The sequence below is a fragment of the Saccharospirillum salsuginis genome, from assembly GCF_014651855.1.
GTDB classification, from domain to species: Bacteria; Pseudomonadota; Gammaproteobacteria; order Pseudomonadales; family Natronospirillaceae; genus Saccharospirillum; species Saccharospirillum salsuginis.
This window is the reverse complement of sequence record NZ_BMXR01000003.1, coordinates 146,484-164,732: the sequence shown is the minus strand read 5'-3', so window position 1 is coordinate 164,732 and position 18,249 is coordinate 146,484. Positions and strand designations below refer to the sequence as shown.

Genomic DNA, 18,249 nt, shown 5'->3' with positions numbered 1-18,249 from the left:
ATAGGATCGTGCATGCTCTGTTCCGCGTACCCCCCTCGACCCGGGGCGCCATCGGCCTCATTCAGCTATACTGGCGTCAATTGACCATTTAGCGCCTGGATTGACGAAAACCAGGCCGGTATTCCAGTGCGGTCAGCCCGAGTTTCGGCTCCCGCCTGGCGTCGTTTTGCGGTAACCAGACACCCTGTCTGGTCAGTGATTTGAGGATGGAATGAACGAAATACAGGAATGGTTGCGTCGGGGCGTCCTGGATTTGTCCATTATGCTGCGCGGCATCGATGCGGATCTCGACACAGGTCTGGAATCCCTGAAGCAAACGCTGAGAGAGCGGGAGTCCATGGATGTCGATGCCTTTCGGCAGGCTCTGGAGCATACCGACGACTGCTTCGATCGCATCGAGAACGTCGCCGAGCGTGGCACCCAGCAACTCTACCTGCTCTACCGGGATTTACTGAAACTGGCTGACAGCGCGCCCGCAGACTTGCGGCAGGAAGTCGAATCCCAAAGCCAATATTTGTTCGACGCCCTGGGTCTGCTCGAAAACGTCCGGCATGTTTTGCCCAGTGAGTTGCCCAGCGATCTGCCGAATGATGGCGACGACGACAGCACCCTCATACGCCTTCGCCAAAAACTCTGTTCCCGGTTCATCACCCTGCTGCGCACCCTCGCGATACTGGGCGACGAGGACGGCGCCCTGCGGTCCCTGGCCTCCCGCCTGGAGCCGCTGCCCGACTGGTCGACACTGGACCACCTGGCCGCCGAAACCATATCGCTGATTCAACAGCGGTTGGACGCCGAGAAAGGCCAGTTCGAACACTATCTGAATGAGTTGAACTCGAAACTCGAGCGCATCAACGCCTTGATCAGCGAAGGCGGCCAGTCGATGAGCGCCCTCAATGAACTGAACGAGGATCTCGGCCGCAATGTCGATGCGCAACTGAACCGGGCCCGCCAGGAAATCTCCGATGCGTCCAATCTGGAGCAGTTGCGTGAGTCGCTGAATCATTCGCTGGATGGACTGTTAACGCTGCTGAACGATTTCCAGTCGCGAACCGGCAAGAGCCTCCAGGACATGACCCAGCGGCAGGACGAGTTGAATGAACAATTACAGGCGCTGCAGGAAGACAACCATCGGCTGATCCAGCAGGTTACGCATGAACGTGAACTGTCGATGCGCGACCCGCTCACCCAGCTGCCCAATCGCCACGGTTTCGAGTTGCGCCTGCGCGATGAAATGGCACGCAACAGCCGGTACGGACATCCGGTGAGTCTGGCACTGATCGATGTGGACCATTTCAAACGCATCAACGATCAGTTCGGCCACCTGGCCGGCGACAAGGTGCTGAAAATTCTGGCCAAGCAGATGGACGATCAGATACGCGAGACGGACTATCTGGCGCGTTTCGGCGGCGAGGAATTCATCCTGTTGTTACCCCAGACCGCTCAGGAAGACGCCTTTGTCGCGGTGGAAAAGGTGCGACAGCACATCAGTGAGTGCCCGTTCAATTTCCAGGGCAAACCGGTCCAGATCACGGTTTCGATGGGCGTGACCGAGTACCAGACGGACGAGGGGCTGGAGACCTGGATGCATCGCGCCGACGAAGCCCTCTACCGGAGCAAGGATGAGGGTCGAAACCGAACCACCCTGGCTCAGATTACCCCCACCGACACCGCTCGCGATGTCACGACGAACAGCTCAGACTAGCCGAGCCAGGACACGGGTCAACAGACGTGTGTTGATCGGCTTGGTCAGGAAGTCGTCCATACCGGCCGACAGGCACCGGTTGCGAACGTCCTCCAGGGCATGAGCCGTCAAAGCCACAATGGGAATCGCCGGTTTGCCCTGGGATTGTTCGTATTCCCGGATGAAGCGCGTGGCTTTGTAGCCATCGACATCGGGCATTTCACAATCCATCAACACCAGGTCGCAATCGAAATCGGACTTACACCGTTCGGTCACCGCCTCGTTGCCGTTGCGCACCAGCGTGACCTCGTGACCCAGTTTGGATAACAGGCCTTCGATCACCCGCTGGTTGACCATATTGTCTTCGGCCACGAGAACCTTCAGTCCCGTGCGCGCCGCTTCCGTCATGGATTTCACCTCGATTGGTGTATGGCCGGATACCGGATCGAAGGGCACCCGAACCGTGAATTCGGACCCCCGGTCGGGTTCACTCCTGACTTCGATCGAGCCCCCCATCAGGGTCACCAACTGTTGGCAGATGGCCAGTCCCAAACCGGTGCCGGAGCCGAACTGACGGCGCGGATCGACCTGATGATAAAGGCTGAACAGATTTTCCTGTGCCTTCAGCGGAATCCCGATGCCGGTGTCACGAACCCGAAAGACCAGTTGCGGACGCGGACCGCTCGTGTCGAGTGCCAGGGACAAGGTGATGCTTCCACTATCGGTAAACTTGATGGCGTTACTGATCAGGTTGGCGAGGATCTGACGCAAGCGCTGTACATCGATGATCACGTCCTCCGGCACCGCTGCGGCGATATCCAGATCCAGCGTCAGCTGCTTCTCCTCCGCCTGCGAACGGAACAATTGCAGCTGCTGTCGTGCCAGGATCGGTAGGGTCACCTTTTCCCGGTGCAGCTCCATCTTGCCCGCTTCGATTTTGGAAAAATCCAGAATGTCGTTGATCAGGGTCAGCAGGGACGCGCCCGATCCCTGAATGGTGTCGACGTAGGTTTTCTGTTCATCGGTCAGCGGGGTGCGCGCCAGGACATCGGTCATGCCCAGAACGCCATTCAGCGGGGTGCGAATCTCATGACTGATTTGCGCCAGAAACTGGCTCTGGGCCTCGGCCCGCATCCGTTCCCTCTCCCGTTCATCGCGCAGCGACCGAATGCGATGCGCCAGCGCGAAACTCAACAGCATGGTCTCCAGGAAGGAACCGAGTTTGGAAGCGAACATCGGTGGGAACGGCAGGGTGATCCAGCCGCTGCGCGCGCCCAAAAACAGCAGGTTGCCGATGCCGAACAAGGTCCAGGCCAGGCAGAAGTACTTGGCGGCGTATATGCCCCGCCGCCAGCTGTAAATCGCCAGGGCAATCGCCAACAGCATAAACAGGATCAGATTCGGGGCGAACAGTCGGGCGAAGGTATCCATTTCCAGCTGGAAGGTCAGCCCGACATAGATCAACTGAACCACGATGACCGCCCCCATCACTCGGGCGATCCGACCGGACAACTGGCGCAGGCTCAGGAAACGAAGGATGAACAGCGCGGCGAAGATGACCGCCAGGGCGGCCAGCCAGAAATTGATCCGGTAGTCGAATCCCCGATCATTCCACCAGAGGTATTGGTAGAAATAGCCGTCCAGAGAGAGCTGCAGCAGCCCGAATGTCGAAATAAACAGCACATAAAACAGGTAGCTGGTATCGCGAACGGTGACGAACAGGAAGAGGTTGTAGGTCGCCATGGCCAGAATCACGCCGAAGTAGAGCCAGTTCAGAATGTCCGCCTTCAACAGAGGCGACCAGAATTCATTCTCGGGATAGGCGTGTACAGGGATGATCGATGTGGCTTGCGCCTCGATGCGCATCAGGTAGGTGGTCGACCCATAGACCTCCAGCGGAAAGATAAAAAACCGGTGATCTTCCAGGCGATTGTCGAATGGCCGTGCCATACCGCTGCGATACAACAGTCGAGGGCCGGAATCGTCGAATATCTGATAGAGGTCGATGTAGTCCAGCAGTGGGTTGGCCAGGACCAGATCCCATTGCTTGTGGATTGAGCGGGAAGCGTCCAGTGTGAATCGAAGCCAGACTACGGTGTTGTCGTAACCCCGGTTCAACGCATCCTGGTCGTTGCGATACCACTGATCGGCCTCCTCCGGACTCAGTATCTCGAACGGGGATCGCCGCCCACTCGGGTCCTCATATATCTCGATGTTGGGCGCGATGTTGTGGACACCATCGTTCTGGAGGTTGGTTTGCGCCGCTTCGAGAGGCACGGCCAACACAAACAGCAGGCACAGATAGACCAGCCGGCTCCAACCGGTGTTGGACAATAATCGTGTGGGGGCGGTCTTGCCCGATGTCATGGCGTCACTGCCTTGGTTCTCTGATTGGGAAAACAGCCTGTCCAGTGCGGCGCGGTATCCCGGTCGGGTCTGGCTCGCGTCTGGACAAACACGGGGTTTCCGTAAACGGTCTAAACCGGTCGGGTCGACGTAACTAATGGGTTACCATAGCCCTTATTGTGCCTCTAACCCGAAGGAGAGACCATCATCATGTCCATACAAGTCGGCGAAACCCTGCCCCAGTTCACAGTCTACCGTATGGCGCAGGGCGGCCCGGTCAGTGAGAGTTTTGATTCCCTGTTCGCCAACCAAAAAGTCGTGCTGTTCGCGGTACCCGGTGCTTTTACCCCGACCTGCAGTCAGTCGCATCTGCCGGGTTTCGTGGTGAACGCGGACCGGATCAAGGCACTGGGAGTAGATCGGATCTGCTGTTTGAGCGTAAACGATGCCTTTGTCATGGACGCCTGGGGTCAGGCCCACAACGCGGAGGCCATCGATATGCTGGCCGACGGCAATGCCGATTTTGTCACCGCTCTGGGTTTGGAGATGGACGTGCGCCAACGCGGCATGGGTATTCGGTCGAAACGCTTTGCCTTAATGGCCGACAACGGCGTCGTGACCTGGCTGGCGGTGGAAGAGCCCGGTCAGTTCGAGAAGAGTTCGGCTGAAGCGGTATTGGAAGCTCTGGAGCAATGATCGGGTAAACGTGTGCGTAAAAGGTTCCACGTGGAACCTTTTACGACCGTCCTGTACCGCCCCCACCCACAACTCATCCACTCCCTCCCCTACTCCATGCCTGCTACACTTTTGTCAAACAACGAATGGACCCTCGTTCATTATGACTACTGAACCCGATCCCAAGATCGTTTTCTACCAGACGTTGTCCTCCATTCCGGAGGGCTATTACACCAGCTATGGTCGCATCGCCGAACTATGCGGCGTCCATGTTCGTCAAATACAAGCCTGGTTAAGAACCCTACCTCGGGATACCAGCCTGCCCTGGTTTCGCATCATCAACAGTCAGCGCAAAATCACCGAACACGAAGGCGCGGCGACTCAGTACAACAATCTGGCGTTCGAAGGGTTATTGCCGGATAAGAACGGCCGCTTTCCCAAGGATCGCTTCTGGCCCGACTGCCTGGACTGATCTCTAACCATGTTCCACGTGGAACATGACAACCCGTACCGTGCGGAACCGGCATAAAAAAAGGGAAAGGCCGAACGGCCTTTCCCTTTTTTACGTCTGCTTGAAGCGGTATATCAGTAGTCGAGGTTGGTGACCAGCAAGGCGTTGCTTTCAATGAATGCCCGGCGCGGTTCGACTTCATCGCCCATCAGGGTGTTGAAGATCTGGTCGGCTGCGATGGCATCCTCGATGGAAACGCGCAGCATGCGGCGGGATTCCGGATCCATCGTCGTTTCCCACAGCTGTTCGGGGTTCATTTCACCCAGCCCCTTGTAGCGTTGAATCGAGTAACCCCGCTTGGCTTCGCCCATCATCCAATCGATGACTTCTTCAAAGTTGGCGACCGGATGTTTCTTGTCACCCCGTTGCAGGTAGGCGCCCTCTTCGATCAGGCCGTCCAGCACCTTGTTCAGTTCAACAATCGCCTGGTACTCCTTGCTTTCGAAGAAGGCGTGGGAGAACTGATAATCGGTGGCCAGTCCGTGGGCAATGGCCTGTACCTTGGGCACAAACAGATGACGTTCATGGTCCTCGGTCAGCGACAGCTGGTAGACGGTGCTGCCGGCCAGGGTGTCCATCAACAGGTCACTGAGTCGATCGACCCATTCACTGACCTGATTCTGGTCGGCGAGCATGTCCGGTGTCAGCTCCGGCATGTAGATCATCTGCTCCAGCACCGCCTTGGGATACACACGGCTCATCCGGTCGATGCGGCTCATCACGTCCTTGAACTGGTTAACCAGCCCTTCCAGGTGCGCATCGCGAATCGCGGGCGCGTTTTCGTTGACGTAAAGCTCGGTACCGTCGAGCGCCTGGGACAACAGATACTGTTCCAGTGTCTTCTCGTCCTTGATGTACTGTTCCTGCTTGCCCTTCTTCAACTTGAACAGCGGCGGCTGGGCGATGAAGACATGACCGTTCTCGATCAGTTCCGGCATTTGCCGGAAGAAGAAGGTCAGCAGCAGGGTGCGGATGTGAGAACCGTCGACGTCCGCATCCGTCATGATAATGATGGAGTGGTAACGCAGTTTTTCGATGTTGAATTCTTCACGGCCGATGCCGCAACCCAGAGCGGTGATCAGGGTGCCGACCTCGGCGGATTGCAGCATCTTGTCGAATCGGGCTTTCTCGACGTTCAGGATCTTACCCTTGAGCGGAAGGATCGCCTGGGTCCGGCGGTCCCGACCCTGTTTGGCGGACCCGCCGGCCGAGTCACCCTCCACCAGGTAGAGTTCGGACAGCGCCGGGTCTTTTTCCTGACAGTCCGCCAGTTTGCCGGGCAGACCGGCGATGTCGAGAGCCCCCTTGCGCCGGGTCATGTCGCGGGCCTTGCGGGCCGCTTCCCGGGCACGGGCGGCATCGATCATCTTGCCGACCAGTACCTTGGCTTCGTTCGGGTTTTCCAGCAGGTAATCGTTCAGGGTCTTACCCATCTCCTGCTCGACCGCCGGCTTCACTTCGCTGGAGACCAGCTTGTCCTTGGTCTGGGAGCTGAATTTCGGATCCGGCACCTTGACCGAAATGATGGCGGTCAGGCCTTCCCGGGCATCATCGCCCGTGGTCTGAACCTTGTGCTTCTTCTGCAGGTTTTCATTCTGAATGTAGTTGTTCAGCGTGCGCGTCAGTGCGGCCCGGAAACCGGCCAGATGCGTACCGCCGTCACGCTGGGGAATGTTGTTGGTGTAGCAGAGAATGTTTTCCTGATAGCTGTCGTTCCACTGCATCGCCACTTCGACGCCGATGCCGTCTTCTTCCCGCTGGTAGGAGAAGTGAAACACCTGGTTCAGCGTCTGCTTGTTCTTGTTCAGGTATTCGACGAAGGCTTTCAGGCCGCCCTCGTACTTGAAGTATTCCTCTTTCCCGGAACGCTCGTCCTTCAGGTAGATGCCGACACCCGAGTTCAGGAAGCTCAATTCGCGCAACCGTTTGGCCAGAATGTCGTAGGAGAATTCGATGTTGTTGAAAGTCTCGGGCGAGGGTTTGAAATGAATGGTGGTGCCGGAGTGATCGGCATCGCCGACGACCGCCAGAGGCGCCTTGGGGACGCCGTGGATGTAGGTTTGCTCATGCACCTTGCCGGCGCGTCGCACCGTCAGTATCAGCTCGGAAGACAGTGCGTTCACCACCGATACGCCAACACCGTGGAGACCGCCGGATACCTTGTAGCTGTTGTCGTCGAACTTACCGCCGGCGTGCAGTACCGTCATGATCACTTCGGCGGCGGACTTGCCCTCTTCCGAATGCATGTCGGTGGGTATTCCGCGACCGTTGTCTTCAACGGATATCGATTCGTCCGGATGAATGGTGACCCTGATGTCCGTGCAGTATCCGGCCAAAGCTTCATCGATGGAGTTGTCCACCACCTCGAACACCATGTGATGCAGACCGGTGCCGTCGTCGGTGTCCCCGATGTACATGCCGGGGCGCTTACGGACGGCATCCAGGCCTTTCAGCACCTTGATACTGGAAGAATCGTAACTGTTACTCATCGGGTTGCTCCAAATCATCCGCCGGGAAAACCTGACCCTGTTCCACGTGGAACATTCGGATCCGGTCCGGCGATTGCCAAAAATCGTGTAAGGGCGCCGGGTCGACACTGGTCATGAATACCTGACCGGTCAACCCTTCCATCAGCGACCCCAATTTTCGAATGTGGTGCCGGTCGAGTTCCGCCGGCAAGTCGTCCACCAAAAAGGTGGTGGGTCGATTGTGTTCGGCCTGGAGGTGCAGGCTTTGCGCCACCTTGAGCGCACAGACCACCAGTTTTTGCTGGCCGCGTGACAGCACATCGCTGGCCGCCTGACTGCGCACCTTGATGCGCATGTCGGCGCGCTGCGGGCCGGACTGGGTGTATCCCAGCTTGATGTCCCGATCCCATTGGTTGTCCAGAACATCGGCCAAGGTCCGGCTCTTGTCCCATCCGCGGTAATAATGAATGCGCAAATCCGGCAATTCGATCAACTGATCGAGCACCTGGTGAAACAGGGGGACAAAACCTTCCAGATAATGCTTGCGCAAGGCGTCGATGTGTTCCGCCGCCAGCAGAAATTCCCGCTGCCAGACGGCCAACTGGGACCGGTCTATTCTACCAGATCGCAGCAGAGAGTTCCGGTTTTTCAGGCTTTTTTGGGCATTCTGCCAGGCGGCGTGAAAGGCGGTATCCTGATGGAAGACGCCCCAGTCCAGAAACTGGCGTCGATGCCCCGGAGAGCCTTCAAGCAACAGGAAGGAATCGCTGTGTATCAGCTGCAACGGAAGTCGGTGTGCGAGTTCGGAAACGGCGGCCACCGGCTCACCATTCACGCGAATACCGTGCTGGCCGTTGCGTGAGCGTTGCACGCCGATTCGGGTGCCGGAGTCGAGTTCCGCGAAGACGACGGCCTGATCGTCACCGTCCCGAATCAGGGTGCGGGTGCGGGAGACTTTGAAGGAGCGGGCCAGCGCCAGCAGGTGAATGGCCTCCAGAACAGAGGACTTCCCCGCCCCGTTATCGCCGTGCAACACATTGACGCCGGGGCCGGGGTGAAATTGGGTGTTCGCGATGTTTCGAACACCCTGGATGGACAAACGGACAATCGACATCCCTGAGGGGCGAACCCGTGCGGACTAGAGACGCATCGGCATGATGACGTACAGCGAGGAATCGTCGTCGAAATCACTCAGCAAGGCACTGGAGTTGGCGTCGGCGAGCACCATGCGCACCTGTTCGCCGTCGGTGACGTTAAGCACGTCCAGCAGGTAATTCACATTGAAACCGACTTCCAGCTCCGGACCCTGATAATCGATTTCCTGATTCACCTCGGCCTCTTCCTGCTCCGGGTTGTTCGCCTTGACCATCAGGTTGTTCTCGCTGAGCAGCAAGCGCACGCCCCGGTACTTCTCGTTCGACAGGATGGCCGCCCGGCTGAAGATGGACCGCAAAGCCTGCCGGTCACCGATCACTTCCTTGTCGCCGCCACGCGGGATCACCCGCTCATAGTCCGGGAATTTGCCGTCGACCAGCTTGGAGGTGAAGGTGAAGGCCGCGGTATTGGCACGGATGTGATTGGCGCTCAGCGACAGATCGACGGTTTCGTCCCCGTCGCCCATCAGGCGGTTCAGTTCGAGAATGCCCTTGCGCGGCACGATGACCTGCTTGCGCTCTTCGACGCTCAGGCCGTCGACCGGCTGGCTGCTTGTGGCCAGACGGTGACCGTCGGTGGTCACGGTGCGGACCATGTTCGGGCTCAGTTCCAGCAGCATGCCGTTCAGGTAATAGCGAACGTCCTGCTGGGCCATGGCGAACGCAGTCGCGTCGACCAGGTGCTTGAGTGTCTTTTGCGGCAACGTCAGGTTGAGGGTGTTCTCGTCTTCCTCGATGTTCGGGAAGTCCGACGCCGGCAACGTCGACAAGGTGAAGCGGCTGCGACCACTGGTCACCATCACCCGGTCTTCGTTTTGCTTCAGGCTGATCGGCGCATCGTCCGGCAGCGACTTGACGATATCGAGCAACTTGCGCGCCGGTACGGTGATGGCCCCGTCGGCGGCGGCTTCGGCGAGCTCGACCCGACCGACGATCTCCACTTCCAGATCGGTCCCGGTCAGGGACAATTGATTGCCTTCCACCTCGAGCAGGACATTGGACAGGACCGGCAGGGTTTGACGCTTCTCGACAACGCCTCCCACCAGTTGCAGAGGTTTGAGCAAAGTATCACGTGACAGAGTGAATTGAATCATGAGTCCGTTTCCATCCCTTTATCAGGTGGTCAGCGTTCGTAAGAGGTTGTTGTAATCTTCGTTGATATCCTGAGTTGTCTCGCGCAGTTCCTTCACCTTGCGACAGGCGTGCAGCACCGTGGTGTGGTCCCGACCGCCGAACGCCTCGCCGATTTCCGGCAGGCTGTGCTGGGTCAGTTCCTTGGCCAGCGCCATGGCGACCTGGCGTGGCCGGGCGATGCTGCGACTGCGGCGCTTGGAATGCAAATCGGATATCTTGATCTTGTAGTATTCGGCGACGGTGCGCTGGATGTTCTCAATACTGACTTGTTTGTCCTGCAAGGCCAAGAGGTCCTTGAGCGACTCTTTCACAAAAGCCGTATTGATGGCCGCACCGGTGAACTGGGCATTGGCCACGACGCGTTTCAGGGCGCCTTCGAGCTCCCGCACATTGGAGCGGATGCGCTGGGCGATGAAAAAAGCCGCGTCGGCCGGTAATTTTACCCGGGCTTTTTCAGCCTTCTTCATCAGAATCGCCACCCGGGTTTCCAGATCCGGCGGCTCCACCGCCACCGTCAGCCCCCAGCCAAAGCGACTCTTCAACCGGTCCTCCAGGCCTTCGATCTCCTTGGGATAACGATCACAGGTCAGGATCACCTGTTGATTGCCTTCCAGCAAGGCGTTGAAGGTGTGGAAAAACTCTTCCTGAGAGCGGTCTTTCTTGGCGAAGAACTGGATGTCGTCGATCAGCAGGGCATCCAGGCTGCGATAAAACCGCTTGAACTCGGCCATGGCGTTCAGCTGCAACGCCTTCACCATGTCCGCCACAAACCGCTCGGAATGCAGATACACCACTTTGGCGCCGGGGTTCTGCTCGACAATGTGGTTACCGATGGCCTGCATCAAGTGGGTCTTACCCAGACCGACACCGCCGTAGATGAACAATGGGTTATAGGCGCCACCGGCGTTCTCGGCCACCTGCTGGCTCGCCGCCAGCGCGAGCTGGTTCGACTTGCCCTCGACGAAGGAGGCGAACGTAAAGCCCGGGTTCAGATAACTCTGAAACTTGCCCTTGCCCCGTTGGGAACCGGTGGTTTGCACCTGCACCGGTTCATTACCCAGGCGCTCGGCGACGACCGGAGCCGGTTCGGCACGCGGTGCCGGCGTCTCTTCGGTAACCGCCTCGGTAGTCGACCCGTTCGGCCGCGCGGGCGATTCGACGGTGGGGGCCTCGCGCGGACGCCGCGCCGGACGACGACGCTCGGAACGGGCCTTGACCTCCACCATGACTTCGGTTTCCGGTGCGCCGAACTGCCCCATCAATTCCTGAATCCGATGCAGGTACTTATCCCGCACCCAATTGCCGACAAAACGATTGGGCGCCAGCAATACCAGGTCCTCCCCGTCCAGCCGATGGCTGAGCGGGCGAATCCAGGTATTGAACTGATGCGAGGGCACCTCGCCGCGCAACAGATCCAGGCACTGTTGCCAGGCTGACTCGGGCACAAAGACTCCGGCGGAATGTGGGTTTCAGTGAGCCGGACATTCTAACTTGCCCACAGCCTCCATGCCAGTTACCAGCCCGGCAAAAAACCGCCTTCTTTATATAGAAAAACAATGACTTATCCACTGTCCGGGGGGGCTCCCTTCTGTTAGCGCCGATAGAGGCGACACCGGAACAGAATGTCGTCGCCATTCAGCGGCCGACCCCCTGTTTAAAACCTTGTGTGTAAGCGGGCGCGCAACCCTGTGTGTAACCGGATGAACAAGTCGGGGACCGAATAGCGGTGGATAAACCGGTGTTTCATACACCGCTTCCCCACCGGTTCCAACCAGTCCCCCACCAGGATGCCAAGCAGTTACTAAACCGGTAACTCATTGTTTTATATAGATTTTTTACTCTTTTGCACAGAAAACCGCCGACACAAGTAATGAATAACTACGTACTATCCTAAAAAACACACATACATACTTAATTCTTTTCTTTTTCACGTTCCGAGCGATCCAATGCGAACTCGTTTGTGTTGTTCAAAAATCCGTCATTGATCTACCGGCAGAAACTCTTTAGAATCCGCCGTCCAAATTCAGAGCACTGCTCCGAACCGGAGTGGTAAAAACGCATAACCGGAAGCCCCGCTTCCCATCCTGGTGTGAGATCCGACTATGAAACGTACTTTTCAGCCCAGCGTACTGAAGCGCAAGCGCACTCACGGTTTCCGTGCCCGCATGGCCACCAAGAACGGCCGTAAGGTCCTGGCCCGTCGTCGCGCTCGCGGCCGCGCCGCCCTGACCGTTTAATCGGCACTCGCTGCCGATTTCGTGTCTGCCAACGGACATCCCCGCACGCATCGTCTGCTCACCGCCGGGGATTTCCGTTCGGTCTTCGACCAGGTCGAAGCCAAAGCCGCCTTCCCTCAGTGCCTGCTCCTGGCACGCCGTTCCCAGACCGGCCAGGCCCGTCTCGGGTTCATCATCTCCAAGAAAAACGTCCGCACCGCCGTCGGCCGTAACCGCATCAAACGCATCGCCCGCGAAGTCTTCCGCCTGAACTACGACACCCTGCCCCCGATCGACATCATCCTGCTCGGACGCAAGGGCCTCGACGGCCTGTCCAACGAAGAACTCCACAAGACGTTCGCCAAACAGTTTCGAAAAGTATCCCGGCGTTGGCTGAAGGAACAGGAAGGCTCTGTGGAAAAGTCTGAGAGTTAGCAAACCCAGTCAATATCAATGAGTTGATCGGATTTTTGCACACAAGGCTAGTGGGCGGGGTGGGGTTTGTCCTGGAGGGGACATCTGAGCCATGGATGGCGAAGCTAAGCGCCCATGGACGGGTTCACAGCGGTCCCTGGAAGGACATACCCCACCCCGCACACGGGTTCCAACCACAAAACCCAAACAACCCCCAGTTTGGCTGGCAAAAATGCGCCTGGACAGGTACCATTTCGGCGCTTTTTTACCCAGCCTGGACTTCGGGAAGCAAACCCCTTTATCCGCTTGTTTCTGGCCTCCCAACCGGACGTCAGCGGCTTCCCCATCCAGGGTCAATGATCTGACTGGAACAAGATTATGGATGTGCGTCGTATCGTCTTGATCGCGGGCTTGGCCGTGGTCTCATATCTATTGGTACTGCAGTGGTCCCAGGACTACGCCGAAGCTCCGCCCGAGCAACCGACCAGCAGCCTGAGCAGCGAAGCCGGCGTCGACGTGCCCACATCCGAGGCACCGCAATCGACCGCCTCCTCCTCCGACGTCCCGGCCGCCGCGCCAGCGGACACCGGCAATCGGACCGAAACCCCGGCCACCCAGGGCGGCGCCGACGGCGACCAGATCGAAGTCAGCACCGACGCGCTCAACCTGCGCATCAACCTGAACGGCGGCGACATTACCCACGCCAGCCTGCCGAAATACCCGTTCCGCGTCGACACACCGGAGATCCCCTTCACCCTGCTGGAGAGCGGCCAACGCACCTACACCGCCATGAGCGGCCTGGTTGGCCCCGACGGCATCGACACCGAGACCCGGGCCCGTTACCAGGCCGAGCAAAACCGCTACGAACTGGATGAATCCCAGGAGCAGCTCGAAGTCACCCTGACCCACACCACGGACGCCGGCCTGATCGTCGACAAGGTCATCACCGTGACCCGGGGCAGCTACCTCATCGACGTACGCTACGACATCCGCAACAACACCGATGCTTCAATCACCGCCAACATGTTCGGCCAGCTCAAGCGGGACGGCTCCGACGATCCGAGTGCCGGCGGCGCTATCGGCATGGCCTCCTACCTGGGTGCGGCCCTGACCACCCCGGACGACCGCTACAAGAAAGTCTCCTTCGGAGACATGGAAGACGAAACCTTCCGCGTCGAGCAGCAAGGCGGCTGGGTCGCGATCCTGCAGCACTACTTCCTGTCGGCCTGGGTGCCGGCCGAAGAACAGCGCCACAACTACTACGCCCGCCAGTTGCCCAACAGCTACTACTACGCCGGCTTCCAGTCGCCGTCTATCACCGTGGCACCGGGCGAGACCGCCTCCACCGGTTCCCAATTGTACGTCGGCCCGAAAGACCAGGATCGCCTGGCCGAGATTTCCCCGCACCTGGAACTGACCGTCGATTACGGCTGGCTCTGGTGGGCCGCCCAGCCGTTGTTCAAGCTGCTGCAGTTTATGCACAGCCTGACCGGCAACTGGGGCTGGGCCATCGTGCTGATGACCCTGACGGTCAAGACAGTGCTCTATCCGCTGACCGCCTCCAGCTACCGCTCCATGGCCAAGATGCGCAAGTTCGCGCCGAAGATGACGCAGCTTCGCGAACAGTACGGCGACGACCGCCAGCGCCTCGGTCAGGAAATGATGAAGCTGTACAAGAAGGAAAAGCTGAACCCGATGGGCGGCTGCCTGCCGATCCTGATTCAGATGCCGGTCTTCATCGCCCTCTACTGGGTGTTGATGGAGTCGGTTGAACTGCGCCAGTCGCCGTTCATTTTCTGGATTCAGGATTTGTCGATCAAGGATCCCTTCTTCGTACTGCCGTTGTTGATGGGCGGCTCCATGTTCCTGCAAATGCAGATGCAGCAGCAGCCGAACATGGACCCGATGCAGGCCCGCATGATGAAGATGATGCCGCTGGTGTTCACCTTCATGTTCCTCTGGTTCCCGGCCGGTCTGACGCTGTACTGGTTCGTCAACAACGTTTCCACCATCGTTCAGCAGTGGATCGTGAACCGCCAGTTCGAAAAAGCGGAACAACAGAAAGAGAAAGCGTGATCGGCGACCGCGATACCATCTGTGCATTGGCGACACCGCCCGGACGTGGCGGTGTCGGCATTGTCCGGGTATCCGGTGACCAGGCGGCGACCATCGCCGCCGCCCTGCTCGGCCATACGCCCAAACCCCGTTACGCCCACTATGGCCCCTTCTACGATGACGCCGGCCAGGTGCTGGACGAAGGCATCGCGCTCTACTTTCCCAATCCACATTCCTTTACCGGCGAAGACGTGCTGGAACTGCACGGCCATGGCGGCCCGGTCATCCTGGATCTGCTGATTCAGCGTATTCTGGCCCTCGGGGCCCGGCTGGCCCGTCCGGGTGAGTTTTCCGAGCGCGCTTTTCTGAACGATAAACTGGACCTGGCCCAGGCCGAAGCCATCGCCGACCTGATCGACGCCAGTTCAACCGAGGCGGCCCGTTCCGCCGTGCGTTCGCTTCAGGGAGCTTTTTCACAGGAAATCCACAAGCTGGTGGAGCAACTGATTGAGCTGCGCATCTACGTCGAGGCGGCCATCGATTTTCCCGAGGAAGAGATCGATTTCCTGTCCGACGGCAAGGTCCAGGCGGATCTCGATCGCATCATCGATCAGCTCGGTACCGTGCTGAAAACCGCGAACCAGGGCAGTTTGATGCGCGAAGGCATGCGGGTGGTCATCGCCGGGCGACCCAACGCCGGCAAGAGCAGCCTGCTGAATGCCCTGGCCGGTCAGGACCGCGCCATTGTCACCGACATTGCCGGGACCACGCGGGACGTCTTGCGCGAACATATCCACATCGACGGTATGCCGCTGCACATCATCGACACAGCCGGTCTGCGGGATTCGCCGGACGAAGTCGAGCGCATCGGCGTCGAACGGGCCTGGCAGGAAATCGAACAGGCCGATCGCATCCTGCTGATGGTGGATGCCACCGAGACCGATGCGGTGGATCCGGAAACCATCTGGCCGGATTTTGTGCATCGCCTGCCGGAACATGCGCCCCTGACCGTGGTGCGCAACAAGATCGATCTCAGCGAAGAATCCCCAGGATTATCCACAGCTTCCGAACCGCCGGTCATTCGCCTCTCGGCCAAGGGCGAGGCGGGCATCGACGCCCTGCGCGAGCACCTGAAACAGCTGATGGGGTTCGAAGGCAACCACGAAGGCGGCTTCATCGCCCGTCGCCGACATCTGGACGCACTGACTCGCGCAGACCAGTCACTGCGCTCCGGGCGGGATCAACTGCTCGGCGCCGCCGCCGGCGAATTGCTGGCCGAAGACTTGCGTCAGGCGCAGCAGTCGCTGAATGAAATCACCGGTGAGTTCACCTCCGACGACCTGCTGGGACGCATCTTTTCCAGTTTTTGCATCGGCAAATAAACACCCTTCCCTCAGCTTATTCACAGCTCTTCAAGCCAGTTACCCACAGGCCCCGTCCAGATCCATGGTTCCTTTGATGACCTTCGAGGCCATTGAATCAGGACGGTTGATCGAAGTGCGCCGTCAGAAAATCCACCGCGGCGCGGACCTTGGGCACCCGGTAACGCAGTTTCTGGTAAAGCAAATAGATGCCGATGTCCGGGTTTCGGGTTATCACCGGCGTCGGCGTGAGGTCGAGTTGCACCAGTTCACCGGTGTCGAGCGAGGGCTGCAGCGCCCAGCGGGGCATCATCAGGATGCCTTTTCCGGCCACCGCCTGATCCAGCAGCCAGCGACCGGCGTTACTGATCACGGCCGGCGGCCCCGAGACGTCCTGCCAGTGGCCGTCGATCCGGCAAAGCCAGGGGGTGGGACCTTGTGGCGTCTGAAAATACAGGCCCGAGTGTTGGCGCAAGTCCAGCGGGTGCCGGGGATACCCGGCCCGATCCAGATAAGCGGGTGAGGCGACCGGCACGAAGGTGTTGTCCATCAGCTTGATGCCGATCACGCGTTCGTCCGGGGCGTAGCCGCCACGAATCGCCAGGTCGATGTCGTCGCGGTCGAGCACACTGAGCTCATCGCTCAGCCGCACGTCCAGGGTGATGTCCGGATACTGCCGGGTGAATCGGTCCAGTACCGGCAACAGGATGGTTTCGCCGAAGCCTACGGTGGCGCTGACGCGCAGCCGACCCATCGGTCGGGACTGATAGTGGCTGACGGCCTCGTCACTGGCGGCCAGGCGTTCGAGAATGTCCCGGGCGTTGTCGTAATACAACAGACCGACTTCGGTCGGCTGAACGTGTCGGGTGGAACGCTTCAAAAGGGTGGCGCCCAAATGAGCCTCCAGATCGGCCACCCGGCGGGACAGCGACGAGGGCGGTACCGAAAAGTGGCGTGCGGCCCGACTGAAGTTGCCTTCCTCGACGACCCGGACGTAATACTGAAGTGCGCGCAGTTTATCCATAAGTTTCATTGTTGTCGGAAAGACAAAGAACTTTAGCAGATTCAGGACTGTTTTATCTGTAATGGTGTCTCAATATTGCGGTGTGTCACTACACAGTGTGCCGAAAAACGAGGAGCAACCACTATGTCGACCTACACCGCGATCAATCTGGTAAAACGACCCACAGGCGGCCCGATCGGCCCGGACCTGTTCGAGAAAGTTGAAAAAACCATCCCGGAGCCGGCAGACGGCGAATTCCTGGTGCGCCAGACCCATATGTCGCTGGACCCCGCGATGCTGGGCTGGATGTCTCCGGATACGGACAGCTATGTGCCGCCGGTGGAGCTGGGCACCGTCATGCGCTCTTCCGGCCTGGGCGAAGTGGTCTCTTCCCGTCATCCGGATTTTCAGGAGGGGGACCGCGTGATGGGTATGTTCGGTTGGCAGGAATATGCCTTGAGCGACGGCAGCGGCGTTAATCGTCTGGATGCCGATCTGTCGCCGGAGGCGGTCCTGTCCGTCATGGCCCTGCCGGGATTGACGGCGACCAAGGGGCTGTACGATTTCGGTCATCCCCGTTCGGGCGAGACGCTGATCGTGACCGGGGCCGCGGGTTCCGTCGGCTCGATTGTCGGTCAGTTGGCCAAGGCGGAAGGCTTGAACGTCATTGGTGTCGCCGGCTCCGATGAGAAGTGCGATTGGATTGTGAACACTCTGGGGTTCGATGGGGCGATCAATTACCGGACGGACGATCTGGCGGCCCGGTTGGATGAGCTGGCGCCCGACGGTATCGATGTCTTCTTCGAGAATACCGGCGGGGATATTCAGCCGTTGATCGTCGAGCGCATGAACGCACACGGTCGCATCGTGGTCTGCGGCATGATCGCGGACTACACCGGTAAGCCGAAGCCCGGCCCGAACTGGATTCCGGTGATCAAGAAGCGCCTCACGATCCAGGGGTTCACCATGCCGGATCACCTGCATGAGGCTCCCACGATTCTGGGTAAATTAATGCCCCATGTTCAGTCGGGCCGGATCCAGTATCGGTCCCACACATTGAAAGGACTGGATTCGGCCATGACCGGTCTGAACCTCTTCTTCACCGGCGAGAACAAGGGCAAGTTGATCGTCGAACTGTAGTCGGAGATATGGAATAGCCATGGGATATTGAGGAATCCCTTCTAGGGGGAAACACCAATGGGGTGTCGATGAATACAAATACTCTGGT

The 18,249-nt window shown here is 58.9% G+C and carries 14 protein-coding genes; 8 read left to right on the top strand and 6 right to left on the bottom strand.

What is annotated here, in order from left to right; all coding sequences use genetic code 11:
* Window positions 1-211 precede the first annotated feature (211 nt).
* Window positions 212-1,705 carry a GGDEF domain-containing protein gene (locus tag IE111_RS06905; RefSeq protein ID WP_189607792.1) on the top strand — a complete coding sequence of 498 codons (1,494 nt, stop codon included), beginning with the start codon at window positions 212-214 and terminating at the stop codon, window positions 1,703-1,705.
* On the opposite strand, the gene IE111_RS06900 is transcribed toward IE111_RS06905, so the two are convergent.
* Window positions 1,697-4,051, bottom strand: a complete 2,355-nt coding sequence (locus IE111_RS06900) for a hybrid sensor histidine kinase/response regulator (RefSeq protein WP_189607791.1) — start codon at window positions 4,049-4,051, stop codon at window positions 1,697-1,699. The two genes, IE111_RS06905 and IE111_RS06900, sit on opposite strands and share 9 nt — an antisense overlap.
* 189 nt (window positions 4,052-4,240) lie before the next feature.
* Here IE111_RS06900 and IE111_RS06895 point away from each other — a divergent pair, with 189 nt between their 5' ends.
* Window positions 4,241-4,726: a peroxiredoxin gene (locus IE111_RS06895; protein WP_189607789.1), complete on the top strand. Its 486-nt coding sequence runs from the start codon at window positions 4,241-4,243 to the stop codon at window positions 4,724-4,726.
* A 142-nt stretch (window positions 4,727-4,868) separates the two neighbouring features.
* The gene (locus IE111_RS06890; RefSeq protein WP_189607788.1) at window positions 4,869-5,177 is read left to right on the top strand and encodes an MGMT family protein; all 309 of its coding nucleotides are present in this window, start codon (window positions 4,869-4,871) and stop codon (window positions 5,175-5,177) included.
* Window positions 5,178-5,290: 113 nt separating this feature from the next.
* On the opposite strand, the gene gyrB is transcribed toward IE111_RS06890, so the two are convergent.
* From gyrB to dnaA, 4 genes are read right to left on the bottom strand one after another with little or no spacing between them, the layout of a single operon-like run.
* Entirely contained in the window at window positions 5,291-7,705 is a 2,415-nt protein-coding gene (gene gyrB, locus IE111_RS06885; RefSeq protein ID WP_189607786.1) for a DNA topoisomerase (ATP-hydrolyzing) subunit B, read from the bottom strand.
* Window positions 7,698-8,798 (bottom strand): DNA replication/repair protein RecF, encoded by a 1,101-nt coding sequence (gene recF / locus IE111_RS06880; RefSeq protein ID WP_189607784.1) that lies wholly within the window; start codon window positions 8,796-8,798, stop codon window positions 7,698-7,700. Before recF ends, gyrB begins: the two co-directional genes overlap by 8 nt.
* A 24-nt stretch (window positions 8,799-8,822) precedes the next feature.
* Window positions 8,823-9,929 (bottom strand): DNA polymerase III subunit beta, encoded by a 1,107-nt coding sequence (dnaN, locus tag IE111_RS06875; RefSeq protein ID WP_189608105.1) that lies wholly within the window; start codon window positions 9,927-9,929, stop codon window positions 8,823-8,825.
* A 24-nt stretch (window positions 9,930-9,953) separates the two neighbouring features.
* Window positions 9,954-11,417, bottom strand: coding sequence for a chromosomal replication initiator protein DnaA (dnaA, locus tag IE111_RS06870; protein WP_189607783.1), 1,464 nt, complete (start codon window positions 11,415-11,417; stop codon window positions 9,954-9,956).
* 657 nt (window positions 11,418-12,074) lie between these two features.
* Between dnaA and rpmH the strand changes: the two genes are divergently transcribed.
* From rpmH to mnmE, 4 genes are all read left to right on the top strand, one after another.
* Window positions 12,075-12,209 carry a 50S ribosomal protein L34 gene (gene rpmH / locus IE111_RS06865; RefSeq protein WP_108126598.1) on the top strand — a complete coding sequence of 45 codons (135 nt, stop codon included), beginning with the start codon at window positions 12,075-12,077 and terminating at the stop codon, window positions 12,207-12,209.
* Window positions 12,210-12,230: 21 nt separating this feature from the next.
* The gene (gene rnpA, locus IE111_RS06860; protein ID WP_189607782.1) at window positions 12,231-12,623 is read left to right on the top strand and encodes a ribonuclease P protein component; all 393 of its coding nucleotides are present in this window, start codon (window positions 12,231-12,233) and stop codon (window positions 12,621-12,623) included.
* 357 nt (window positions 12,624-12,980) lie between these two features.
* The gene (gene yidC, locus IE111_RS06855; protein ID WP_189607780.1) at window positions 12,981-14,678 is read left to right on the top strand and encodes a membrane protein insertase YidC; all 1,698 of its coding nucleotides are present in this window, start codon (window positions 12,981-12,983) and stop codon (window positions 14,676-14,678) included.
* Entirely contained in the window at window positions 14,675-16,039 is a 1,365-nt protein-coding gene (gene mnmE / locus IE111_RS06850) for a tRNA uridine-5-carboxymethylaminomethyl(34) synthesis GTPase MnmE (protein WP_189607778.1), read from the top strand. Before yidC ends, mnmE begins: the two co-directional genes overlap by 4 nt.
* A gap of 97 nt (window positions 16,040-16,136) precedes the next feature.
* Here the strand turns inward: mnmE and IE111_RS06845 are convergent, their stop codons facing one another.
* Entirely contained in the window at window positions 16,137-17,042 is a 906-nt protein-coding gene (locus IE111_RS06845; protein WP_189607777.1) for a LysR family transcriptional regulator, read from the bottom strand.
* A 123-nt stretch (window positions 17,043-17,165) separates the two neighbouring features.
* Here IE111_RS06845 and IE111_RS06840 point away from each other — a divergent pair, with 123 nt between their 5' ends.
* Window positions 17,166-18,161 (top strand): NADP-dependent oxidoreductase, encoded by a 996-nt coding sequence (locus IE111_RS06840; RefSeq protein ID WP_189607776.1) that lies wholly within the window; start codon window positions 17,166-17,168, stop codon window positions 18,159-18,161.
* Window positions 18,162-18,249: the final 88 nt, after the last annotated feature.